This is a genomic window from Chryseobacterium edaphi (assembly GCF_025628985.1).
GTDB lineage: Bacteria > Bacteroidota > Bacteroidia > Flavobacteriales > Weeksellaceae > Chryseobacterium > Chryseobacterium edaphi.
The window spans coordinates 781396-804102 of sequence record NZ_JAOTEM010000002.1; the positions used below are offsets into that span (position 1 = coordinate 781396).

The window sequence follows — 22707 nt, forward strand, 5'->3', positions numbered from 1 at the left end:
GGAGTTTTTGTTTATATTTAAGGATAAAATTAATCGTAATGTCAAAATCAGATAAAAGTATTTTTGAGAAATTTTCAAATTGGGCAACAAAATTTACCGGCAGTTCTTATGCTTTCATTGGCGCAGTTGCCATTGTTGTAATTTGGGCTGTTTCGGGTCCCATTTTCAAATATTCAGAAACATGGCAATTGGTCATCAACACAGGAACTACTATCATTACTTTTCTTATGGTTTTCCTGATTCAGAAATCTCAGAATAAAGACTCAAAAGCCATTCAGATCAAATTAAATGAATTGATTGCAGCCAACGAAAAAGCCAGTAACCGAATGGTTGATATTGAAGATCTTACCGAAAAGGAACTCGACCAAATTCACTGTTATTATGAAAAGTTGGCAGATTTTGCTGAAGAAGATGAAGATATTCATGCTTCGCATTCGATCGATGCTGCGAAAAGAAATCAAAATTATAAACATGCATCTTTTAAAAAGAAACACGAAGAGTGGCTTTTAAAACAGGAACAAAAAAAGGAATCGATGTGATTCCTTTCTTTGTATTTAAATGTATCTTAATAATTATCTCTTCATAAAATAATCAAAATAACTACAACTTCCCAAAAGTGTTCTTGCCGTTTCGGTATCAGAATATTGAGATTTAAGTTGTGCAAAATAGGTTCTGTACTTTTGATTTTTCAAGTCATTCATTTGCTTTTGGTAAGCATCATTTTTCTCAGACCATTTCGGATCAGCATAATCAATATTTGCCTGATTTTTGGCTTCATACTGATAATATTTTCCCTGTTCGGCACTTGCCATCTGGAAAAGCAGTCTTGCTTTCTGTTCTTTATTATTTGAAACGCTTAATGCTTTCTTATAGTAATTTAATGCTAAATCGAAATTATCTGGTTCGACATAAGTGGTTGAAGTGAAATTTTTATAATAATATTGATAAGGGCTTTTCTTGTCGGTGCTCCAGAAATCGTATTTTCCGCCATTGCTGTTGTCGACATCCATTACAAAAACTTCACGGTAATATCCTAAAACAGAAGTGTTATACAATAGATTTCCGATCAGTTGATTAGCTTCAGCTGCTTTTTGATCTTTACCGTTTCCTATTTTTTTAAGCTGAATCAAAGCTTCAGATAGTTCAAGTTTATTCATAACCGGTTTAATGAAAGTAAATGCAGAATAATTTTCTGTTGACATACTTTCTGAATCCGAACTTTGAAAACTTTCCCAGACATTATGACCAAATATCAGATTAGGAATATTTTTGAAACCATCATAGTTTGTTCCGTCATAAACCAATTTCTCATATTTATCAGTTTTAGGGTTGTATGTTTCATAGTTTTCTCTCGGGATTCCGGCGAAACTCTGTGCTTTCTGATAATAAGATTTAGCCTTATCAAAATCTGCCAATCTCATCGCTCTGTCACCATAGATCAGATTGAAAAAGGCATCGATGTTGCCAACATCATCCATGTTTTTGGCGATGATCTGTTGCTCAAATTGGGTCTTATCAGCTTTTCTGTAAAAATCTTCTACACTTTTTACCAACGTAGAATTCGGATTGTACTGAAGATCCGACAATTTATTATTCATCAGGAAAGATTTTCCGTCTTCACCCTGAAGAAAATAACGATTTGCCAAAACATCTTTCAGGAAAGAATCTGTTGAAGGAGGTGAACCGTAGTAATCGTAACCTTCTTCATTTGTGCTGTCTTTCTCAATTTTCTTTTCAGCAAAATATTCGGCGTAATCTTTCATCAAATGATCTTCATATTCGGCAGTAATTTTTGGCTGCGAAACGATATCATTTAACACTTTCATTCTCTTGATCTCTTCAAGATATTCAGGATTGCTGGTTTTTATTTCATCTAAAATTTCCGTGCTTGCTTTGTAATCTTTCTTTAAAAATTTAAGATAAGCATCTGCAATCTGCCAATATTCATCATTTGATTTTTCCTTCGTTTTATCAGTAAATTTTTCTAACTCATCCAAAAAATCTTTTTGCTTTTCGTCATAATAATAACTTTCGTTTTTTGTATAAAAAGGAATTCTGTTAGGATTTTCCAGCAACTCATCATCGCTTTGATCATTTTTTGTTCCGTCTTTTGTTTTATCAGATTTTGAACTAAACAGATTTTTGAAAAATAATACAATCTTTTGCCAAAAGCTTAATTCCTTTGGTTTTGCCTCTTTTGTTTCAGTAACTGTTGCAGATGTTTTTACATCTGTGGTTGTGGCAGATTTTTCAGATTCGTAATAGTATGTCGGAAGATAACTTCTTTCCAATTCATTAATGCTTCTTGCCGCCATTACTTTGAGAATTTCCGAGTTGGGATCGATGTCGTACATTTTTTCCATCATCGGAATCGGATTGGTAAAATCTTCGTAGCCTAAAAGAAAATAAGCCATGTTTTTCTCATCATTGTTTCCTGCTCTTTTCAGAATATTATTAAATGAAGCAGTGTCGGAAAGTTTCATTGAAACAAAAGCGCCCTCTTTTCTGCTCTTACTGTTTTTGAAAACCTGAAAGAAATTCCAGTTGGCATCGCTTCCCATTTGCAACCCTCGTTGTGCTCCGGCTAATTGATCGAGTGCCATGTAATACACAGCACCACGTAGCGAAACTGGCTGTACATATAATTTGAAAGCCTGAAGCGCAGCGTCAAAATTTCTTGTGTAATGGTTGAAACGCACAAGCTGAAAACCATATCGTTGTTTGATTTCCGGATTCCTTGCAGCATTGTATAAAGAAGTCAGTGCAGAAACTGTTTTTGCGTAATCTAAGTTGGTCGCGTTTTTATCGCTTTCATTTTCTCTGTAATAGAAAGAATCTGCCGTTTCTACGTAATTGATCTTCATGTAAGGCTCAAGATATTTTGCCTCGATGAGATAATCGATTCCTTCACGATATTTCTGATAAGATCCCGCACCTAGTTTTTTAAGTATAGTATCAGTGCTGTTTCCTTTTTTTAAATCATTCAGATCATTCATCGAAAGTTTATTAACCAAAAAATCTGTCTCGGAATAGCTTAACTGATTATTAAAAAATTTTCTCCATGATTCTGTATTTTCATCAGGAATCTGTGATCTTTTGAAATCAGTGTAAAATCTTGAGGAATAGTTGTGAAGAAAAGGCAGGTAAGATTTGTCTTTGATAATACTTTGTGTGAAGAGATTAAAGTAATCATAATCAGGATCTGCCCAAGCGCAGGCTTCAGATTTTGTGTAGAAAAGTGAAACTACAGCTAATGATAGAATGTACTTTTTCATATTTATATTTGGTGTTTTATTTAAAATGATGTTTTTCTTAAATCAATATTTCTAAAAATTTCGACCTTCTACAAATTTACTATCTAATTGATAATATATAATGTTGTAGGCGCTTATTTTTTTATCTAAAAACTGTACCACTTCTTTGATCTGTTCATCAGAGATTTCCTCAATTTTTATTTTAAAACCTTTATTCAGGAAACTTCCAAAATAGAAACCGTCCTTTAGAATTTCAATTTCATTTTCCGATATTTTTTTAAAATTTTCGTTTTCCAGATCTTGTTTCGACAAAGCATTGATCAATTTATGTTTTCCCAGATGATTGGTCACAATTCCCCACGAATAAATAGGGAGAGCAACTTCTATATTTTTAAAAGGATAATCTTCCAGTTTTGAGAGATAACTTTTTAGAATATTAATATCTAAAATTGAATTTTTATCTGAATTTTCCAAAGGCGAAGAAGTAGAGTAGCACATCAGATAGACTTTTTTCACAGGGGGAATTCCCATCAGGTTTTTATCTTTCACCTGATGAAGACGAAGAGTGCAGGTGATTTCTTTTCCTGAAATTTTTTTTAACTCATTTAAAAATTTAAAATAATCATCTTTGGTTCCGGCAGTCCAGTCACAGTCGATTTGGATTTCATTGCTTGAGGAGAGTTGATAATCGTTTACTTTTTTCTGAATTAATTGATAAATACTTTCTGCAAGAAAAGTAATCTCTTCACCTTTAATCTGATAGAATGTCCGGTTTGTGATAAAAACTGTAGGTATGATTTCTTTTTCTGTACTAAAGCTTTTGGCTTTAGTGATGACAGCGACCGGCTCAAACTTTCCATTAATCTTATCAACATCGAAGAATCTGGTGCATAAAAAATGAGTGGTAGATTCTGCTAATGCTTTTTTTTCAGATTGATTTAAAGCAAGATTCGTTTTCCAGTAATAATAGGTATAAGGATGAATCTTTTTTTCGCTGCAAGAAGCAACGAAGAGAAACGCAAAAAATAGTTGAAGAAATTTCATTTTATAGAAATTGTAAAAATAAAATGATTTCAGGTAAGAACATCTGAATGCTGAAAATATCTATCATATACTTTTTTCTCAAAATTAAAGATTTATTTGAAAGAATTTCGTTTCAAAAGTCATGCAAATCTCTAAATCATTAAAAATCAAAATATTTTGCAATATATATTTGTCAAATTAAATTTTATTCATACATTTGCACACTCATTTTAGGGGAGGAATATGCCCAATTCAAACTTGGTAATTATTTGAGAACTCGAAAAATGAACGTGAATACAAGGAAATTTTATAACATATTATATAAATAATGTCAGGTATTATTGGAAAAAAAATCGGGATGACTTCTCTGTTTGACGAAAACGGCAAAAATATGCCGTGTACCGTTATTCAGGCTGGTCCTTGCTCGGTTTTACAGGTCAGAACCATTGAAAAGGACGGATACAAATCTGTTCAGTTAGGTTTCGATGACAAGAGTGAAAAGAACGTTGGTAAAGCGTTAGCTGGCCATTTTAAAAAGGCTGGTTCTGCTCCTAAAGCTAAGTTGGTAGAATTCTACAGAGAATTCGTAGATACGGTAAGCGTAGGAGATGAAGTAAAAGTAGACCTATTTGCTGAGGGTGAATATGTAGACGTTACAGGAACTTCAAAAGGTAAAGGTTTCCAGGGTGTTGTTAAAAGACATGGCTTTGGAGGTGTAATGCAAGCTACTCACGGTCAGCACAACAGATTAAGAGCTCCAGGTTCAATCGGTGCGGGATCAGATCCTTCTAGAGTATTCAAGGGGATGAGAATGGCAGGTAGAATGGGAGGTAAGCAGGTAACTGTACAAAACCTTCAAGTATTAAAAGTGGATCAAGAACAAAATCTTTTAGTAGTAAAAGGTGCTGTTCCGGGAGCTAAAAATTCTTATGTAATTATCAGAAAATGGAACTAGTAGTATTAAATACATCAGGAAAAGAAACCGGAAAAAAAGTAACTCTAGACGAAACAGTATTCGGAATTGAGCCAAATAAGCACGCGGTTTACTTAGAAGTAAAACAATATCTTGCTGCACAGCGTCAAGGTACTCATAAATCAAAAGAAAGAAGCGAAATTACTGCTTCTACTAAGAAACTTAAGAAGCAAAAAGGATCTGGTTCTGCTAGATACGGTGATATTAAATCTCCTACTTTCAGAGGTGGAGGTAGAGTATTCGGTCCTAAGCCAAGAGACTACAGATTCAAATTGAACAAAGCTCTTAAGAGATTAGCTAAAAAATCTGTTCTTTCTCAGAAAATGAGAGACAACAGCATCAGAATTGTTGAAGGATTGAGCATTGCTGCTCCTAAAACTAAAGATTTCATCACTATCTTGAATGCATTAGCATTAAACGATACGAAATCTTTATTCATTCTTCCTGATACAAACAAGAATGTGTATTTATCTTCAAGAAACTTACCTAAGACTAAGGTTATGAAATTCAACGAAATTTCTTCTTATGACCTAATTAATGCAGGTGAGATCGTTTTCTTAGAAGGTGCAGTTGAAAAATTCCAGGAAAATTTAAAGAAATAAATCATGTCACTTATTATTAAACCAGTTATTTCAGAAAAAGCAAACTATCTTACAGATTTAAGAGGTGCTTATTCTTTCTTAGTACAACCTAAGGCGAATAAAATCCAGATTAAAAATGCAATTGAGCAAGCTTATGGTGTAAAAGTAGCAGACGTTAGAACCATGATTTATGCTCCTAAAGTTTCTTCGAAATACACGAAAAAAGGTCTTCAAGTAGGAAAGACAAACAAATTGAAAAAGGCGATTATCACTCTTGCTGAAGGAGAAGTAATCGACATTTTTGCTGTAAATTAATTATTAATTATAAATAATAGTAATGTCTGTTAGAAAATTAAAACCTATCACCCCAGGACAGAGATTCAGAATTGTAAACAATTTTGAGGAAATTACTACCAACAAACCAGAGAAATCTCTAACAGTTGGTATTAGTAAGTCAGGTGGACGTAACCAAACTGGTAAAATGACCATGCGTTACACCGGAGGTGGACACAAAAAGAAATACAGAATTATCGACTTCAAAAGAAACAAACATGATGTTGAAGCAACGGTAAAAACTGTAGAGTACGATCCAAACAGAACTGCTTTCATCGCTTTGGTGGAGTATGCAGACGGAGAGAAGAGATATATCATCGCTCCAAATGGGATCAAAGTTGACCAAAAAATCATTTCTGGTGAAAGCGTAGAGCCTAATGTAGGTAACGCAATGAAACTGAAAAACATTCCTTTGGGAACTGTGATTTCTTGTATCGAAATGAAGCCAGGTCAAGGTGCAATCTTAGCAAGAAGTGCTGGTTCATCAGCTCAATTGACTTCAAGAGACGGAAAATATGCAATCATCAAATTGCCTTCAGGAGAATCTAGAATGATCCTTACTGAGTGTTATGCAATGATTGGATCTGTTTCTAACTCTGATCATCAGTTAACTGTATCAGGTAAGGCTGGTAGAAGCAGATGGTTGGGTAGAAGACCAAGAACAAGACCAGTAGTAATGAATCCTGTAGATCACCCAATGGGAGGTGGTGAAGGTCGTTCATCTGGAGGCCACCCAAGATCTAGAAACGGTATGCCAGCTAAAGGTTACAAAACCAGAAAGAAAAACAAAGCGTCTAACCGTCATATCATATCTAAACGTAAATAATTATGGCAAGATCACTTAAAAAAGGACCATTCATTCATCATACTTTAGATAAGAAGGTTCAGACAAACATAGAGTCTGGTAAGAAGACAGTTATCAAAACTTGGTCTAGAGCATCAATGATCTCTCCGGACTTCGTAGGACAAACTATTGCAGTACACAACGGGAAATCTTTTATCCCTGTATATGTTACAGAAAACATGGTTGGTCACAAGCTAGGCGAATTTTCTCCAACAAGATCTTTCAGAGGTCATGGTGGTAACAAAAACAAAGGAAGTAGATAATCATGGGATCAAGAAAAAGAGAAAGTGCATTAGCACGTAAATTAACAAATCAAGATGTAGTAAAAGCATTACACAATGATTGCCCGACATCTCCTAGAAAGATGAGATTAGTTGCTGATATCATCAGAGGGGTAGAAGTTGACAAAGCTTTAAGCATCCTAAAATATTCAAAAAAAGGTGCTTCTGAGAAATTAGAAAAAGTATTACTTTCTGCGATGGCCAACTGGCAAACAAAGAATGATGGTGCTGATATCGAAGAAGCTAACCTTATCGTTAAAGAAATTTTTGTAGACAGTGCAAGACAATTGAAGAGACTAAGACCAGCTCCACAAGGTAGAGGGTACAGAATCAGAAAGAGATCAAACCACATTACACTAATCTTAGGTACAAAAGAAAATTAATTCAAGGTATGGGACAGAAGACAAATCCAATTGGTAACAGATTAGGTATCATCAGAGGATGGGATTCTAACTGGTTTGGTGGTAAAAACTACGGTGACAGAATCGCTGAAGATTACAAAATCAGAAGATACCTTGAAGCAAGATTATCTAAAGGTGGAATTTCAAAAATTTATATTGAAAGAACACTTAAATTAGTAACAGTAACAATCACTACTGCTAGACCGGGATTAATCATCGGTAAAGGAGGTCAGGAAGTTGACAAGTTAAAAGAAGAATTGAAGAAACTTACAAAAAAGGATATTCAAATCAATATTTTCGAAATCAAAAGACCTGAGCTTGATGCAGTACTAGTTGCAGACAGCATTGCTAAACAAATCGAAAACAGAATCTCTTACAGAAGAGCTGTGAAGATGGCAATTGCTTCTACAATGAGAATGGGTGCTGAAGGAATCAAAGTTCAAATCTCTGGTAGATTGAATGGTGCTGAAATGGCACGTTCTGAAAACTTCAAAGACGGAAGAATTCCATTGTCAACTTTCAGAGCAGATATCGATTATCACATCGGTGAAGCATTAACTCAATACGGTAAGTTAGGAGTAAAAGTGTGGATCATGAAAGGAGAAGTTTACGGAAGAAGAGATCTTTCTCCATTAGTAGGACAACAGAAGAAAGGTGGTCCTTCAAATGGCGGAAACAGAGGAGGTGGAGACAGAGATAACAGAAGACCTTCTAGAGATAAAAAAAATAATTAATAAAATTTTAGAGGATAGTTTTTAAATGACCGTTACTTTTTTAAAATCTAAATTCTAAAATCTAAAATTTAAGAAATTATGTTACAACCAAAAAGAACCAAATTCCGTAGAGTTCATAAGATGAAAATGAAGGGGATTGCTCAAAGAGGTAATCAACTTGCTTATGGAACTTTCGGAATCAAAGCTACAGAAGGTGCTTGGATCACTGCAAGACAAATCGAAGCTGCTCGTATCGCTGCGACAAGATATATGAAAAGAGAAGGTCAACTATGGATCAAAATATTCCCGGATAAGCCTATTACTAAGAAACCAGCCGAAGTAAGGATGGGTAAAGGTAAAGGTGCTGTAGAATATTGGGTAGCTGTAGTAAAACCAGGTAAAATTATGTTCGAAATCGGAGGAGTATCTTACGAAATCGCGAAGGAAGCTTTAAGACTTGCTGCACAGAAATTACCGGTAGTTACCAAATTTGTAGTTGCTAACGATTTTGTTAAACCTCTTTAATCTCTGAAACAATGAAACAAGCTGAAATTAAAAATCTAAGCGCTGAAGATATTCAAGCAAAATTGGCTGAAGCTAAAGCTCAATTCTCAAAAATGAAATTGGCTCACAAAATCAGTCCACTTGAAAATCCTATTCAAATCAGAGATTTGAGAAAGACAATCGCAAGACTAAACACTGAGTTAACTAACAAACAATAATCCTTTTTACAATGGATAGAAATTTAAGAAAAGAAAGAATCGGAGTGGTTTCCAGCAATAAAATGGAAAAAACTATTGTTGTTAGTGAAACTACAAGAGTAAAGCACCCGATGTACGGTAAATTCGTTTTGAAAACGAAAAAATATACTGCACACGACGAGAACAACGAATGCACAGAAGGAGATACAGTTCTTATTCAAGAAACTAGACCTATGAGCAAGAGTAAAAGATGGAGATTAGTAAGAATCATTGAAAAAGCTAAGTAATGTTACAAACAGAATCAAGATTAAAAGTTGCTGATAACACAGGTGCTAAAGAAGTACTAGTGATCAGAGTTCTGGGAGGTACCAGAAGAAGATATGCTTCAGTTGGTGATAAAATCGTAGTTACAATTAAAGATTCTACACCATCAGGAAACGCTAAGAAAGGTCAAGTATCAAAAGCGGTAGTAGTAAGAACGAAAAAAGCAGTTAGAAGAAAAGATGGATCTTACATCAAATTCGAAGACAATGCTTGTGTTTTACTAAACGCTGGAGGAGAGATGAGAGGAACACGTGTTTTCGGACCTGTGGCTCGTGAGTTGAGAGACAAAGAATATATGAAAATCATTTCATTAGCTCCTGAAGTACTTTAATATTTAAAATTTTAAAAAAAATGTCAAAGTTAAAAATAAAAAGAGGAGATAACGTAATCATTACCACTGGTAAAAAAGATATCAAAGGTAAAACTGGTGAAGTTATTGAAGTGATCAAAAAAGAAGGAAAAGACCCTAGAGTAATCGTTGCAGGACTTAACATCGTTAAAAAACACGTTAAGCCTTCAGCTTCAAATCCTCAAGGAGGAATTACAGAAAAGGAAGCTTCTATTCATATCTCAAACATAGCTTTAGTTGGTAAAGACGGAAAAGCTATCAAAGTAGGTTATAAAATCGACGGAGATAAGAAAGTAAGAATCGACAAAAAAACGGGTGAAACTTTATAATTTTAAATAACAATGGAATATATAGCAAGACCCAAAAAAGCATATCAGGAAACAATTGTTCCAGCAATGATGGAAGAATTCGGATACAAATCAGTAATGCAGGTACCAAGACTAGAGAAAATTATTTTATCTCAAGGTTTAGGAGACGCTACTGCTGATAAAAAAATCATCGATTATGCTGTTGAAGAACTTACAAATATTACCGGGCAAAAAGCTGTAGGTACTATTTCAAAAAAGGATGAAGCTGCTTTCAAATTAAGAAAAGGTATGCCTGTAGGAGCTAAGGTTACTCTTAGAGCTACTAAAATGTACGAATTCTTAGACAGATTGACTTCTTCTGCTTTACCACGTATTAGAGATTTTTCTGGTATCAAAGCTGACGGTTTCGATGGTAGAGGTAACTATAACTTAGGTATTACTGAGCAAATTATCTTCCCTGAGATCGTAATCGACAAAGTAAAGAAAATCCAAGGGATGGACATTACTTTCGTTACAACTGCGAAAACAGACAAAGAAGCTAAAGCATTATTAACTCACTTCGGTTTACCGTTCAAAAAGAACTAAGATGGCTAAAGAATCAATGAAAGCGCGTGAGCGCAAAAGAGAAGCTACTGTAGCTAAATACGCTGAGAAAAGAAAAGCTCTTAAAGAAGCTGGTGATTACGAAGGACTTCAAAAATTACCTAAAAATGCTTCTCCTGTAAGATTACACAACAGATGTAAATTGACAGGAAGACCAAGAGGTTATATGAGAACCTTTGGTATTTCTAGAGTAACTTTCAGAGAAATGGCCAACAACGGTCTTATCCCAGGCGTTAAAAAAGCTAGTTGGTAAGCAATAAAATTTTTACAGCTGACTTCTATATTTTTATAAGTCAGCTGTATTTTAATAAATAGAGTACAAAATCTAGTCGGCATAGAGGAAAAGAAAAAAAATAAATAGTATTAATTTTTTTTGTACTTTTGCACCCGCTCAGGAAAATTATTATTTCTCTGAGTGACTAATCTTCGTTTTGGCTATGTTTATTAGAATAAAATGAAATTAAAAAAAAAAAGTGACCATTAAGTTGTTGAGATACTGAAGGTAAAGAGATCAGGCAAAGAAATATTCGGAGCCATAAGTCTTTAATCTTCAAGTCTTTTCAATACTGATTGTCATTAACCAATAATTTAAAACAAAGAAATGGTAACAGATCCAATTTCAGATTTCCTAACAAGAGTAAGGAACGCACAAAGCGCAGGCCACAAGGTGGTGGAAATTCCTGCATCGAAAATCAAAAAGGAGCTTACGAAAATCTTATTTGATCAAGGGTATATCTTAAACTACAAGTTTGAAGATAGCGCTGTTCAAGGGACGATCAAAATCGCTCTTAAGTATGACAAGCAAACTAACAAGCCTGCAATCAAATCTATCCAGAGAGCTTCAAGACCAGGTCTAAGACAATACAAAGGTTCTGCGGAACTTCCAAGAGTATTGAACGGTTTGGGTGTAGCTATTATCTCAACTTCTAGAGGAGTAATGACAGATAAGAAAGCTAGAGAAGAAAAAGTAGGCGGTGAAGTAATCTGCTATGTTTATTAATTTTTAATCAAAGGAAAATGTCAAGAATTGGTAAAGCAATTATAACAATTCCAGCTGGAGTTACTGTCACTGAAAAAGATGGCGTTGTAACTGTAAAAGGTCCTAAAGGAGAACTTACTCAGGAACTTACAGAAGGAATTACTTTAGAACAAGAAGATGGAGTGCTTACATTCAGCAGACCGTCTGAGTCTAAACAACACAAAGCGCTACACGGTTTATACCGAGCGTTGATCAACAACATGATTATTGGAACTGCTGAAGGTTTCACTAAAAAGTTGGAATTAGTGGGAGTAGGATACAGAGCTTCTCACTCAGGTCAAAAACTTGAGTTAGCTTTAGGATTCTCTCACGGTATCGTATTAGAACTTCCAAAAGAAGTAGTAATCGACACATTGACTGAAAAAGGTAAAAACCCAATTATTACTTTAACGTCTCATGACAAGCAACTTCTAGGAATGGTTTCTGCAAAGATCCGTTCATTCAGAAAGCCTGAGCCATACAAAGGAAAAGGTGTAAGATTCGTAGGAGAAAATGTTAGACGTAAAGCTGGTAAATCTGCTTAATAAATTTTAAGAAAATGGCACTAAGTAAATTAGAAAAAAGAATAAGAATTAAAAGAAGAGTAAGAGGGAAAATCTCTGGATCTTCTGAATTGCCAAGATTATCTGTATACAAGAGTAATAAGGAAATTTACGCTCAGTTAATAGACGATAAAGATGGTAAAACTTTAGCTTCAGCTTCTTCAAGAGAAAAAGGTGTAGATGCTAAAGGTACTAAAAGTGAAATTTCTGCTGCTGTAGGTAAAGCTATCGCTGCCAAAGCTATTGCTGCTGGAATTGAAGCTATTGTATTTGATAGAAACGGTTTCGTATATCACGGTAGAGTTAAGGCTCTAGCTGATGGTGCGAGAGAAGGAGGACTTAAATTCTAATCATTAAATTTCGGAAAATATGTTAGGACTAGATAATATAGAAAGAGTAAAACCGGGAGGATTAGAATTAAAAGATCGTCTCGTATCCGTAAACAGGGTAACAAAAGTAACTAAAGGGGGTAGAGCTTTCGGATTTTCTGCAATTGTTGTTGTAGGAGACGAGAACGGAACTATCGGTTTTGGTTTAGGAAAATCTAAGGAAGTTGCTTCTGCTATTGCTAAGGCGGTAGAAGATGCTAAGAAAAACTTAGTAAAAGTTCCTGTAATGAATCATACAATTCCTCACCAGACTGCTGCAAGATACGGTGGTGCAGATATCTTCTTGAGACCTGCTTCTCACGGTACAGGTCTTATCGCCGGTGGTGCAGTAAGAGCAGTATTAGAGTCAGCTGGTATTCATGATATCCTTTCAAAATCTAAAGGATCTTCAAACCCTCACAATGTAGTTAAGGCAACTTTCAAAGCATTGTTAGACATCAGAAGACCAGAAGAAATTGCAAGAATGAGAGGAGTTTCTCTAAGTAAAGTGTTTAACGGTTAATAAATATACAATGGCAACAATTAAAGTAAAACAAGTAAGAAGCGCTATTGGTAGAACAAAAACCCAAAAGAGAACGCTTGAAGCATTAGGATTTAAGAGACTTCACCAAGTTGTAGAGCACGAAGCTACTCCTTCAATTTTAGGAATGATAGCTGCAGTTAGTCACTTACTTGAAGTTCAAAAATAATTTTTAAAATAATTTTAAAATGAATTTAAACAACATAAGACCTGCAGCAGGTTCTACTTTTAGTTCAAAAAGAATTGGTAGAGGACAAGGTAGTGGAAAAGGCGGTACAGCTGGGAAAGGTCACAATGGTCAGCAAGCTAGAGCTGGTTATTCTCAAAAAATCGGTTTCGAAGGAGGTCAAATGCCTTTGCAAAGAAGATTACCTAAATTCGGTTTCAAAAACGTAAACAGAAAAGAATATAGAGCTATTAACTTAGATGATATTCAAAACTTAATTGATACTAAATCTTTAACAGGAGATATTACTAAAGAAGTTTTGGTAGAAAACGGTTTAGCTTCTAAGAAAGAAATAGTGAAAATTATGGGGAGAGGTGAATTGAAATCTGCGGTTTCAATTTCTGCAGACAAATTCACTAAATCTGCTGAAGAGCTTATTTCTAAAGCAGGTGGAAAAGCAATTACCTTATAATATTACTAATGAAAGAATTTATACAAACCCTTAAGAATATTTGGAGCCTTAAAGAATTAAGAGATAAAATTCTCTTCACTTTGGGTATTATCCTTGTGTATAGATTCGCATCTTTCATCTCTTTACCTGCGATTAACCTTGCAGAAGTAGGAGATCTCTTAGAGCATTATAAAAGTCAAGGCGGAAACAAGCAGGGAGCAGGTCTTCTTGGCTTGCTTTCGTCATTTACGGGAGGGGCATTTAGCCACGCTTCTGTGATGGCGTTAGGAATTATGCCTTACATTTCTGCTTCTATTATTGTTCAGTTGATGGGAATGGCTATTCCTTATCTTCAGAAACTTCAAAAAGACGGAGAGTCTGGTAGAAATACATTGAATCAAATTACTAGATGGTTAACGATTGGAGTTTGTCTTGTACAGGCGCCTTCTTATTTAACTTCTATTACTCAATTATTCTTACCGTATGCTCAGTTCCAGTCTGCATATTTTGTAGATCCGAACTCTATTATGTTCTGGTTACCAAGTATTGTAATCTTGGTTGCAGGTTCTGTATTTGCAATGTGGTTGGGTGAGAAAATTACCGATAAAGGAATTGGAAATGGTATTTCTATCCTTATTATGGTAGGTATCTTATCTAGATTACCAGAAGCATTTGTACAGGAAATTGCAGTTCAGAACGGAAAAGGAGGATTAGGATCAATCATGATTTTGATTGAAGTGATATTCTGGATGTTGGTTGTTCTTTTAGCAGTAGTACTATCTGTTGCTGTGAGAAAAATCCCTATTCAGTACGTAAGCAGAGCTCAGGCAAGAGGAGGTGTAAACAGAAATCTTATGCAGGGAGCAAGACAGTGGATTCCATTAAAAGTAAATGCGGCCGGAGTTATGCCAATCATTTTTGCGCAGGCATTAATGTTTGTACCTGGTTTATTGACAAAATTTGATGAATCAAACACTTTTCTTGCAGGTTTCAAGAATGTTTTTAGCTGGCAGTACAATGTATTGTTCGCACTATTAATTATTATCTTTTCATTTTTCTATACCGCAATTACAATTCCGGTAAACCAAATGGCTGATGATTTAAAGAGAAACGGAGGTTTGGTACCGAAGGTAAGACCTGGTAAAGAGACAGCTGATTATTTAGATGACATTTTATCAAAAATTACCTTGCCGGGTGCAATATTTTTATCTATCTTTGCAGTCCTTCCAGCAATAGTGCATGGAAGTCTTGTTCAGACAGATGCGTTCGCCTTATTTTTTGGGGGAACTTCGTTGCTAATTATGGTTGGGGTGGTATTAGATACTGTTCAACAGATTAACACTTATCTGCTGAATCATCATTATGATGGCTTAATGCAGTCTAAACTATCAAGATCGACTGGATATTAATTTATGGCAAAACAGAAACATATTGAACAGGATGGCGTTATAACGGAAGCACTTTCGAACGCCCAGTTCCGTGTAGAGCTAGAAAATGGGCATATACTTATCGCTCATATTTCTGGTAAAATGAGAATGCATTATATTAAACTTTTACCTGGTGATAAGGTAAAACTGGAAATGTCTCCTTACGATTTAACAAAAGGGAGAATTACATTTAGATATTAAACAAACGCCAAATGGAATCTCCGGATCTCCATTTGGCTATTGTTAAAGAATAAATATATTTTAGATGAAATCGAAAGATTTCGTTTGATTATAGAAAAAAATTAAATATTTCAAATGAAAGTTAGAGCATCAATTAAAAAAAGAAGTGCTGATTGCAAGATTGTTCGCAGAAAAGGCGTTCTGTTTGTAATCAACAAGAAGAACCCAAAATTTAAACAAAGACAAGGCTAAATTATGGCGAGAATTTCAGGTATTGATTTACCAAAAAACAAAAGAGGTGTTATCGGTTTAACTTACATCTATGGGGTAGGAAGAAGTACTTCTTCTGAAATCCTTAAAGCTGCCGGTATCAGCGAAGACAAGAAAGTCAACGAATGGAATGACGATGAATTGGCTGCAATCAGAAATTACATCACTGAAAACATTAAAGTAGAAGGTGAGCTTAGATCTGAAGTGCAATTGAACATTAAGCGATTAATGGACATAGGATGCCAACGAGGAATACGTCACAGACTAGGACTACCTTTAAGAGGCCAGAGAACGAAAAACAACTCGAGAACCCGTAAAGGAAAGAGAAAAACAGTTGCTAACAAGAAAAAAGCAAGTAAATAATCGTTAGGAATTATGGCAAAACAAACTAAAGTAGTTAAAAAAAGAAAAGTAAAAGTTGAAGCTATTGGTGAAGCGCATATTCAAGCTTCTTTCAATAACATCATCATTTCTTTAACAAATAAAAGCGGAGAAGTTATCTCTTGGGCATCTGCCGGTAAAATGGGGTTCAGAGGTTCTAAAAAGAACACTCCTTTTGCTGCTCAAATGGCAGCAGAAAATTGCTCTAACGTAGCTCACGAAGCTGGTTTAAGAAGAGTAAAGGTGTATGTGAAAGGTCCAGGTGCAGGTAGAGAATCTGCAATCAGAACGATTCACAATTCAGGTATCGAGGTGAGCGAAATTATTGACGTTACTCCTATGCCGCACAATGGATGTAGACCACCAAAAAGAAGAAGAGTTTAATTTTTAGAATTTACCCATTATGGCAAGATATATTGGACCAAAAACAAAGATTGCTAGAAAGTTTGGTGCTGCAATCTACGGAGATGATAAAAACTTCGAGAAAAGAAAAAACCAACCGCCAGGACAACACGGTGTTAACAAAAGAAGAGGAGCAAAAAAATCTGAATATGCTGTCCAGTTGATGGAAAAGCAAAAAGCTAAATATACTTACGGTATTTTAGAAAGACAATTTGCTAACTTATTCGAAAAAGCACACAGAAGTAAAGGTGTAACAGGTGAAGTTTTATTACAGCTTTGCGAATCAAGATTGGATAACGTTGTGTACAGATTAGGTTTTGCTAAAACCAGATCTGGTGCAAGACAGTTGACTTCTCACAGACACATCACTGTGAATGGTGAGATCCTTAACATTCCTTCTTATTTGGTAAAAGCTGGTGATGTAATCGCTGTAAGAGAAAAATCTAAGTCTCTTGAAGTGGTTGCAGATGCTTTAGCTTCTAAAGCAAACTATGAGTGGTTACAATTCAACGACGAGAAAAAAGAAGGTACTTTCGTATCTGCTCCTGAGAGAATCCAAATCCCGGAAGACATCAAGGAACAGCTTATCGTCGAACTTTACTCTAAATAATTTTTTAATCAAATTTTTGCTCAACCCAATAATATGGCAATTTTACAATTCATAAAACCCGATAAAGTAATTCTACTTAACTCTGATGAATTTAAAGGTCAATTCGAATTCAGACCTTTAGAACCAGGTTTCGGGCTTACAATCGGTAATGCTTTGAGAAGAGTGTTGCTTTCTTCTCTGGAAGGATACGCTATTTCATCTATCAAAATAGAAGGTGTAGAGCACGAATTTTCAACGATTCCAGGAGTAATTGAAGACGTTACCGAAATTATTCTTAACCTTAAGCAGGTAAGATTAAAAGCTACGGCAGAAAACCAGACTAACGAACAGGTTGTTGCTAAAGTTTCCGGTCAAACTGTAATTACTGCTGGGGATTTAGGTAAATCAATCAACGGTTTTGAGATTCTTAATCCAGAGTTGTTGATCTGTAACTTAAACTCAGATGTAACTTTCGAAATCACGTTTAATGTAGAAAAGGGAAGAGGATATGTGCCTTCTGACCAGAATAAGTCAAACAATGCTCCTGTAGGAACTATTGCTATTGACTCAATTTTTACGCCGATCAAAAAAGTGCAGTACAGCATTGAAAATTATCGTGTAGAGCAAAAAACAGACTACGAAAAATTAGTATTAGATATTGAAACTGACGGTTCTATAAGCCCTCAGAATGCTTTAACTGAAGCTTCTAAGATATTGATTTATCACTTCATGTTGTTCTCTGATGAGAGAATCACTCTAGAAACTGAAGCTGTAAAGGCATCTATCCAATACGATGAAGAAACTCTTCACACAAGACAACTTCTTAAGTCTAAATTAGCAGATATGGATCTTTCTGTAAGAGCCCTAAACTGTCTAAAAGCGGCTGAAGTTGAAACATTGGGAGAACTGGTTTCTTACAGTAAGTCTGATTTGATGAAATTCAGAAATTTTGGTAAAAAATCTTTGACAGAACTAGAAGAATTAGTGCATTCAAAAGGTCTTAACTTCGGTTTCGACGTTGCAAAATATAAATTAGACGCTGATAATTAAATAATAATGAGACACGGTAAAAAATTCAATCACTTAGGAAGAACAGCTTCTCACAGAAGCGCGTTACTTTCTAATATGGCTTGTTCTCTGATTGAGCATAAAAGAATCAACACTACTGTAGCTAAAGCGAAAGCTTTGAGAGTATACGTTGAGCCTCTATTAACAAAAGCAAAAGAAGATACTACACACAACAGAAGAATTGTTTTTTCATATCTTCAAAGTAAAGAAGCGGTTACTGAATTGTTCAGAACTGTAGCTCCGAAAATCGCTGAAAGAAACGGTGGTTATACGAGAATCATCAAGACTGGTTTCAGACCTGGTGATGCTGCAGATACTGCTTTGATCGAGTTAGTTGATTTCAATGAGCTTTATAATCCTAATGCTGAGGAGAAAAAGACGACAAGAAGAAGTAGAAGATCTACTTCTACTGCAAAAGTAGCTGTTGAAGCAACTTCAGCAGTAGAGGAAAAAGTTGAAGAGCCAAAGGCTGAAACAACTGATTCTACTGAAGAAAAAGCTGGTGAATAATATTCATTCAGATATATAAAAAAACCGCTCAGATTTCTGAGCGGTTTTTTTGTGTCTTATATTTTGGTTTTTACCAATTGAATAATATTGTCTCCTTGATGAAGAATTAAACTGTCCCCTTTTACAGTCGCTTTCATCTCATCTTTTTCATAGGTTGTTTCACTTCCTGTTGATTTTATTTTGTCCAAGATAAATGTTTTTTTGTTGCTGGTGATTGAAACGTTATTTTCTTTAGGATCATAATTATAGACTACTTTTACTAATGTTCCGTCTGTAGCTTTGTAAACATAATCTGTTTTGATGGTCTTTTTACCATTTACATCAACATTATAGCCGATTGTGGAATCTACTTTACCGTTGTCTGCAAGAATGACCTGTTCTGAGGAATCGCTCTTAACAATTCCTTTATTTCCGCTTTCATTTTTTTTACAGCTTATTAAAGATAAAGCCACAAATGAAGCAGTTATTAAAATTCCCTTTTTCATTAATTATATATTTTTTATTATTAATTTAATTCCCTAGTTGTGAAATTTTCATTAAATTTAATAAAAACAAAAAACAAACCAATAGCTAAGAAACTCAAATTTTAAAATTACACAAAAGTGTAATTGTTTCCTCTTTGTTTTCTGTTGAAATTTGTCTTAACGAAATCAAATAACATGAGCATTTCCATAGCCATAGTAGAAGACGAAAAAAACTACAACAATGCGTTGAAGAAGGTGATCGATTACCAAACTGATATGAAGGTGATCGCACAGTTTTTTGACGGAAATGCTGCTCTCAAAAATTTATCTGATCTTTCTCCCGATGTAGTCATGATGGATATCCAACTTCAGGATATGCTTGGAATTGATATTATCGGGAAGTTGAAAAAAGAAATGTCCGCAACACAATTTATTATGTGTACAAGCTTTGAGAATGACGAAATGATTTTCAATTCTCTAAAGGCTGGCGCAATGGGATATCTCATCAAAGGTGAAAGTATGGATAAGATCCTATCATCAATCCGTGACGTTTATGATGGAGGTGCACCGATGAGTTTTTCGATTGCAAGGCGAGTTTTGACTCATTTTGAAAAAAAAACAATTGAAGTGAAAGATTTTGAAGAGCTCACAAAACGCGAAACCGAAATCGTTGAACTTTTGTCGCAAGGACTTTTGTATAAGGAAATTGCTGATAAGATATTTGTTAGCATTGATACGGTAAAAAAACACGTCGGAAATATATACAGAAAGCTTCAGGTAAATAATAAAGTAGAAGCTATAAATAAATTTAACCATTTTAAAAACTAAAATCATGGAAAAAATTAAAATTGATTGTAAAAATGAGAAAGACAAAATAGATCAAGAGAAATCTGGAGAGCTATTTCGAATTTTCTCTAATGAATTTAAGGATAACCTTTCAGAAATTGAGATTAAACTTAAAAAATATATACTGGCTGCCGGTATTGATAATATATTTACTACACCCATTCCTGATGATAAGCATAAAAAAGACTTAAGTAGTTTTACAAAAAAAGTACCATCAATAAAATCAAAATTATTTATACATTTTAATTTGTATGAAAAATTAGTTAATCATTATTTGGACAATGGATTTACAGATATGAAAATTTCTTTTGTAAAGCCAAAAACTAATCAATTTCAATTACCTGAAATATCAGATGTTGATTTTCAAATGATAAATACACATGTTGATAAACTTTATGGAATTGTGACATTTGTTCAAAAAATCAATGGTGCAGAAGATATTATGCATAGTTATTTACTCTTTAATTTAAAACAAGAATACTTAATAAGTGTAAATATTGTACAATTTGGAAATGAATTTATTGGTAGTTCAATAGGGCAGTCATTGAAAAATGCTTCTAAAGACGATTATGTTCCCAGTGCTATAAATTATGAGCTTTCTAAAGTAAAAGAGTATATAGAACGGATAAAGAATTATTTAGGCGGTTGTCTTAATAAAGATGTTTTTAAAATAGAGTATGATCTATGTTATGGTTTAAGATTTAACGTAGCTGGTAAAGAAATTGAATCTTTTTACTTGTCATCAATTCCTGTAGATACCAATAGTATTCGTCTCAATAGTGATTTTCCTTATTATGATCAAGGAAGTTTAGAACCATAATGCTTTTAAAAATATACTATATTGTTTTTTTTATTACCGTTATAAAGTCGATAATAATTTTGAGAAAGAAAACTTTTTTTTCTCAAAATTATTTTTTTGTTTTTTTATTGGTAAATTTTCTGACTGATTTTTCCTCAGAAATGAATATTATTAGCTCAAAAGCAATTCAATATAATTATCTGAATCTACTCAATATACTTTTTTTTATTTTTTTTTACTACAAACACATAAAGAGTTTTTTTTTATTAGTTTTAACATTAATCAGCATTTTAATTTGTATATATTTTACAAGTCAATTTTTTTATGTTGATAGATACAATTTGAGTCTAGCAATAATATATTGCGTTTCAAATATTTTCTATGTTCTTTATTGGATTAATTTAAAACTAAATAACATCTCAGAAATAAAAATAATTGATGAACCTCTTTTTTGGATTTCGACATCCCTTTTGATATGGAGTTGTTTTTTTCTGTTCAGAATAATCCCGATGTACTTGTTAGATACTGAGGATAAACATTTTTTAAAGCTTTTAAAAAATGTTTTACTGATAATAAACATTATAGTATACGCATTATTTTATGTAGGATTAACCAAATACACAAAAGATGAAATCTCTACCACCTGAAATAAAATTGACATATATAATAGCGATATTATTAATTATGCTTTTAGTTATTTTTGTTATTCTTATCGTAATAACTTACAACAGGAAGCAGCTTTTGTATTTAAAAGAACAACAACTCAAAGAATCAGAGTACCAAAACCAACTTCTTCAAAAAGAACTTGAGAAACAAAAATCGATAGAAAAAGAAAGACAACGTATTTCTCACGATATGCACGATGATCTCGGAGCAGGAATTTCGGCATTAAAACTTCAGGCAGAGTTTTTAAAACAAAAAGCTGAAGACGAAGATTTAATAAACGATATCAATGAACTTCTAAAAACGTCCGAGGAAATGAACATTTCTATGCGAGAAATGCTTTGGAGTTTAAATTCGGGAAATGATACCGTTGGAAGTTTCGTTGAATATGCTAAAATCTATGCGGAGGGTTTTTTGAAAAAAACACAAATTGTATTGACTTTTGATAAAGATCAAATAACTTCTGAAACACCTATCTCAACAGATTTAAGACGTAGTATGTTTCTCTGTATCAAAGAAGCTTTAAACAATGCGTATAAATATAGTGGTGCAGATCAACTAAAGCTTTCGTTTACTCAAGAAAATAAATATTTGATTATGGAAATATCAGATAATGGTAGAGGATTTAAAATAGAAAATGCCTCAGGAAATGGTTTAAGGAATATGGAAAGAAGAATGAAAGAGTCCTGCGGAAAATTTGAAATTTCATCCACAAACGAAGGAACTTTTATTTTTTTTAAGATTAACTTATAAGCAGATTATTTAAAATTTTAAAATCAGCATCATTGTAATGACGCTGATTTTTTGTTTTAAGAATCACCCTTTTGTGTAATTGATTGAAGTTGTTATTAATTGGAAATTTGAGGTATAAACTTTAAAACTAATAACCATGAAAACAGAAAAAAAAATTCAGAAAAGACTTGATTTATTAAAAGGTAACAAATTATTTAATGATCAAGAAATTGTAAAAACTAAATATGACACAGAATTCTATGTGTGTGGTAATAATGGGAATGAAATAGAAATTTGGGTATCAGTGATTTCACCAAATTTGATTGTTACCAACGCAGCTTATATGAATAATACTGACGAAGTTGATATTAGTATTTGCCCGGTAACAATAGGAACAAATGTCAATTTAAAAGGAAAGAGATTTTTTGTCTATTCGGTAGCATCGTCAATTGAAGACAATACGGTCTTTGCTTTAAATGTAACATTAAGAGAAGGTGCGATAAGCAAGGTATTTACTGTTTCAATGATTTTAAACGATTCAGATACAGGGGAAATCGTTCAACAAATAAATTTTATTTAAA

36 protein-coding genes are annotated in these 22707 nt (G+C 33.9%); 33 read left to right on the forward strand and 3 right to left on the reverse strand.

Features of this window, described 5'->3' with window-relative positions; genetic code table 11:
- The first annotated feature begins 38 nt into the window (after positions 1-38).
- Positions 39-539 (forward strand): low affinity iron permease family protein, encoded by a 501-nt coding sequence (locus tag NZ698_RS11910; protein WP_263003350.1) that lies wholly within the window; start codon positions 39-41, stop codon positions 537-539.
- Positions 540-572: 33 nt separating this feature from the next.
- Here the strand turns inward: NZ698_RS11910 and NZ698_RS11915 are convergent, their stop codons facing one another.
- On the reverse strand, positions 573-3275 hold the full coding sequence (locus NZ698_RS11915; RefSeq protein WP_263003351.1) for a hypothetical protein: 2703 nt from the start codon (positions 3273-3275) through the stop codon (positions 573-575).
- A 51-nt stretch (positions 3276-3326) separates the two neighbouring features.
- The gene (locus tag NZ698_RS11920) at positions 3327-4298 is read right to left on the reverse strand and encodes a hypothetical protein (protein ID WP_263003352.1); all 972 of its coding nucleotides are present in this window, start codon (positions 4296-4298) and stop codon (positions 3327-3329) included.
- A 307-nt stretch (positions 4299-4605) separates the two neighbouring features.
- Between NZ698_RS11920 and rplC the strand changes: the two genes are divergently transcribed.
- From rplC to rplQ, 28 genes are all read left to right on the forward strand, one after another.
- Positions 4606-5232 carry a 50S ribosomal protein L3 gene (gene rplC / locus NZ698_RS11925; RefSeq protein ID WP_129535112.1) on the forward strand — a complete coding sequence of 209 codons (627 nt, stop codon included), beginning with the start codon at positions 4606-4608 and terminating at the stop codon, positions 5230-5232.
- Complete coding sequence (rplD, locus tag NZ698_RS11930) at positions 5223-5852, forward strand: 50S ribosomal protein L4 (protein ID WP_263003353.1); 630 nt, start codon at positions 5223-5225, stop codon at positions 5850-5852. Before rplC ends, rplD begins: the two co-directional genes overlap by 10 nt.
- A gap of 3 nt (positions 5853-5855) precedes the next feature.
- Positions 5856-6146 carry a 50S ribosomal protein L23 gene (gene rplW, locus NZ698_RS11935; protein ID WP_129535110.1) on the forward strand — a complete coding sequence of 97 codons (291 nt, stop codon included), beginning with the start codon at positions 5856-5858 and terminating at the stop codon, positions 6144-6146.
- 22 nt (positions 6147-6168) lie between these two features.
- Positions 6169-6990 (forward strand): 50S ribosomal protein L2, encoded by an 822-nt coding sequence (rplB, locus tag NZ698_RS11940; RefSeq protein WP_050378484.1) that lies wholly within the window; start codon positions 6169-6171, stop codon positions 6988-6990.
- Between the two features lie 2 nt (positions 6991-6992).
- Positions 6993-7271: a 30S ribosomal protein S19 gene (gene rpsS, locus NZ698_RS11945; RefSeq protein ID WP_034702850.1), complete on the forward strand. Its 279-nt coding sequence runs from the start codon at positions 6993-6995 to the stop codon at positions 7269-7271.
- A gap of 2 nt (positions 7272-7273) precedes the next feature.
- Complete coding sequence (rplV, locus tag NZ698_RS11950) at positions 7274-7672, forward strand: 50S ribosomal protein L22 (protein WP_047442260.1); 399 nt, start codon at positions 7274-7276, stop codon at positions 7670-7672.
- Between the two features lie 8 nt (positions 7673-7680).
- Positions 7681-8424, forward strand: a complete 744-nt coding sequence (rpsC, locus tag NZ698_RS11955) for a 30S ribosomal protein S3 (RefSeq protein WP_229983459.1) — start codon at positions 7681-7683, stop codon at positions 8422-8424.
- Positions 8425-8502: 78 nt separating this feature from the next.
- On the forward strand, positions 8503-8928 hold the full coding sequence (gene rplP / locus NZ698_RS11960; RefSeq protein ID WP_263003354.1) for a 50S ribosomal protein L16: 426 nt from the start codon (positions 8503-8505) through the stop codon (positions 8926-8928).
- Positions 8929-8939: 11 nt separating this feature from the next.
- Positions 8940-9125 (forward strand): 50S ribosomal protein L29, encoded by a 186-nt coding sequence (gene rpmC, locus NZ698_RS11965; RefSeq protein ID WP_047442257.1) that lies wholly within the window; start codon positions 8940-8942, stop codon positions 9123-9125.
- 11 nt (positions 9126-9136) lie between these two features.
- Positions 9137-9391: a 30S ribosomal protein S17 gene (gene rpsQ, locus NZ698_RS11970; RefSeq protein ID WP_027387210.1), complete on the forward strand. Its 255-nt coding sequence runs from the start codon at positions 9137-9139 to the stop codon at positions 9389-9391.
- Entirely contained in the window at positions 9391-9759 is a 369-nt protein-coding gene (rplN, locus tag NZ698_RS11975; RefSeq protein ID WP_034684837.1) for a 50S ribosomal protein L14, read from the forward strand. Before rpsQ ends, rplN begins: the two co-directional genes overlap by 1 nt.
- 20 nt (positions 9760-9779) lie before the next feature.
- On the forward strand, positions 9780-10106 hold the full coding sequence (gene rplX, locus NZ698_RS11980; protein WP_047442256.1) for a 50S ribosomal protein L24: 327 nt from the start codon (positions 9780-9782) through the stop codon (positions 10104-10106).
- A gap of 12 nt (positions 10107-10118) precedes the next feature.
- Complete coding sequence (rplE, locus tag NZ698_RS11985) at positions 10119-10670, forward strand: 50S ribosomal protein L5 (protein WP_263003355.1); 552 nt, start codon at positions 10119-10121, stop codon at positions 10668-10670.
- Between the two features lies 1 nt (position 10671).
- Positions 10672-10941, forward strand: coding sequence for a 30S ribosomal protein S14 (gene rpsN / locus NZ698_RS11990; RefSeq protein WP_047442254.1), 270 nt, complete (start codon positions 10672-10674; stop codon positions 10939-10941).
- A gap of 348 nt (positions 10942-11289) precedes the next feature.
- Positions 11290-11688 carry a 30S ribosomal protein S8 gene (gene rpsH, locus NZ698_RS11995; protein ID WP_050378492.1) on the forward strand — a complete coding sequence of 133 codons (399 nt, stop codon included), beginning with the start codon at positions 11290-11292 and terminating at the stop codon, positions 11686-11688.
- A 17-nt stretch (positions 11689-11705) separates the two neighbouring features.
- Positions 11706-12251 (forward strand): 50S ribosomal protein L6, encoded by a 546-nt coding sequence (gene rplF / locus NZ698_RS12000; protein ID WP_263003356.1) that lies wholly within the window; start codon positions 11706-11708, stop codon positions 12249-12251.
- A 14-nt stretch (positions 12252-12265) separates the two neighbouring features.
- Positions 12266-12619: a 50S ribosomal protein L18 gene (gene rplR, locus NZ698_RS12005; RefSeq protein WP_047442251.1), complete on the forward strand. Its 354-nt coding sequence runs from the start codon at positions 12266-12268 to the stop codon at positions 12617-12619.
- Positions 12620-12638: 19 nt separating this feature from the next.
- A complete protein-coding gene (gene rpsE / locus NZ698_RS12010; protein WP_262990075.1) occupies positions 12639-13160 on the forward strand; it encodes a 30S ribosomal protein S5 in 522 nt (173 codons plus the stop codon).
- Between the two features lie 10 nt (positions 13161-13170).
- Positions 13171-13347 carry a 50S ribosomal protein L30 gene (gene rpmD, locus NZ698_RS12015; protein ID WP_089028774.1) on the forward strand — a complete coding sequence of 59 codons (177 nt, stop codon included), beginning with the start codon at positions 13171-13173 and terminating at the stop codon, positions 13345-13347.
- Positions 13348-13366: 19 nt separating this feature from the next.
- Positions 13367-13816 carry a 50S ribosomal protein L15 gene (gene rplO, locus NZ698_RS12020; RefSeq protein ID WP_263003357.1) on the forward strand — a complete coding sequence of 150 codons (450 nt, stop codon included), beginning with the start codon at positions 13367-13369 and terminating at the stop codon, positions 13814-13816.
- A gap of 8 nt (positions 13817-13824) precedes the next feature.
- A complete protein-coding gene (secY, locus tag NZ698_RS12025; protein ID WP_263003358.1) occupies positions 13825-15204 on the forward strand; it encodes a preprotein translocase subunit SecY in 1380 nt (459 codons plus the stop codon).
- 3 nt (positions 15205-15207) lie between these two features.
- The gene (infA, locus tag NZ698_RS12030) at positions 15208-15423 is read left to right on the forward strand and encodes a translation initiation factor IF-1 (RefSeq protein ID WP_034684855.1); all 216 of its coding nucleotides are present in this window, start codon (positions 15208-15210) and stop codon (positions 15421-15423) included.
- 114 nt (positions 15424-15537) lie between these two features.
- The gene (rpmJ, locus tag NZ698_RS12035; protein ID WP_007839480.1) at positions 15538-15654 is read left to right on the forward strand and encodes a 50S ribosomal protein L36; all 117 of its coding nucleotides are present in this window, start codon (positions 15538-15540) and stop codon (positions 15652-15654) included.
- Between the two features lie 3 nt (positions 15655-15657).
- Positions 15658-16035 carry a 30S ribosomal protein S13 gene (gene rpsM / locus NZ698_RS12040; protein ID WP_047442246.1) on the forward strand — a complete coding sequence of 126 codons (378 nt, stop codon included), beginning with the start codon at positions 15658-15660 and terminating at the stop codon, positions 16033-16035.
- A 12-nt stretch (positions 16036-16047) separates the two neighbouring features.
- Complete coding sequence (gene rpsK / locus NZ698_RS12045; RefSeq protein WP_027387198.1) at positions 16048-16437, forward strand: 30S ribosomal protein S11; 390 nt, start codon at positions 16048-16050, stop codon at positions 16435-16437.
- Positions 16438-16456: 19 nt separating this feature from the next.
- Positions 16457-17065 (forward strand): 30S ribosomal protein S4, encoded by a 609-nt coding sequence (gene rpsD / locus NZ698_RS12050; RefSeq protein WP_047442245.1) that lies wholly within the window; start codon positions 16457-16459, stop codon positions 17063-17065.
- Positions 17066-17098: 33 nt separating this feature from the next.
- Positions 17099-18094: a DNA-directed RNA polymerase subunit alpha gene (locus NZ698_RS12055; RefSeq protein ID WP_263003359.1), complete on the forward strand. Its 996-nt coding sequence runs from the start codon at positions 17099-17101 to the stop codon at positions 18092-18094.
- Between the two features lie 6 nt (positions 18095-18100).
- Complete coding sequence (rplQ, locus tag NZ698_RS12060) at positions 18101-18622, forward strand: 50S ribosomal protein L17 (protein WP_263003360.1); 522 nt, start codon at positions 18101-18103, stop codon at positions 18620-18622.
- A gap of 56 nt (positions 18623-18678) precedes the next feature.
- On the opposite strand, the gene NZ698_RS12065 is transcribed toward rplQ, so the two are convergent.
- Entirely contained in the window at positions 18679-19107 is a 429-nt protein-coding gene (locus NZ698_RS12065; RefSeq protein WP_263003361.1) for a hypothetical protein, read from the reverse strand.
- A 174-nt stretch (positions 19108-19281) separates the two neighbouring features.
- Between NZ698_RS12065 and NZ698_RS12070 the strand changes: the two genes are divergently transcribed.
- The 4 genes from NZ698_RS12070 to NZ698_RS12085 all read left to right on the forward strand — a co-directional run bounded on the left by NZ698_RS12070 (position 19282) and on the right by NZ698_RS12085 (position 22706).
- On the forward strand, positions 19282-19914 hold the full coding sequence (locus NZ698_RS12070) for a response regulator transcription factor (RefSeq protein ID WP_263003362.1): 633 nt from the start codon (positions 19282-19284) through the stop codon (positions 19912-19914).
- Between the two features lie 4 nt (positions 19915-19918).
- The gene (locus NZ698_RS12075) at positions 19919-20752 is read left to right on the forward strand and encodes a hypothetical protein (RefSeq protein WP_263003363.1); all 834 of its coding nucleotides are present in this window, start codon (positions 19919-19921) and stop codon (positions 20750-20752) included.
- A 606-nt stretch (positions 20753-21358) separates the two neighbouring features.
- The gene (locus NZ698_RS12080; protein WP_263003364.1) at positions 21359-22147 is read left to right on the forward strand and encodes a sensor histidine kinase; all 789 of its coding nucleotides are present in this window, start codon (positions 21359-21361) and stop codon (positions 22145-22147) included.
- Positions 22148-22283: 136 nt separating this feature from the next.
- A complete protein-coding gene (locus NZ698_RS12085; RefSeq protein WP_263003365.1) occupies positions 22284-22706 on the forward strand; it encodes a hypothetical protein in 423 nt (140 codons plus the stop codon).
- Position 22707: the final 1 nt, after the last annotated feature.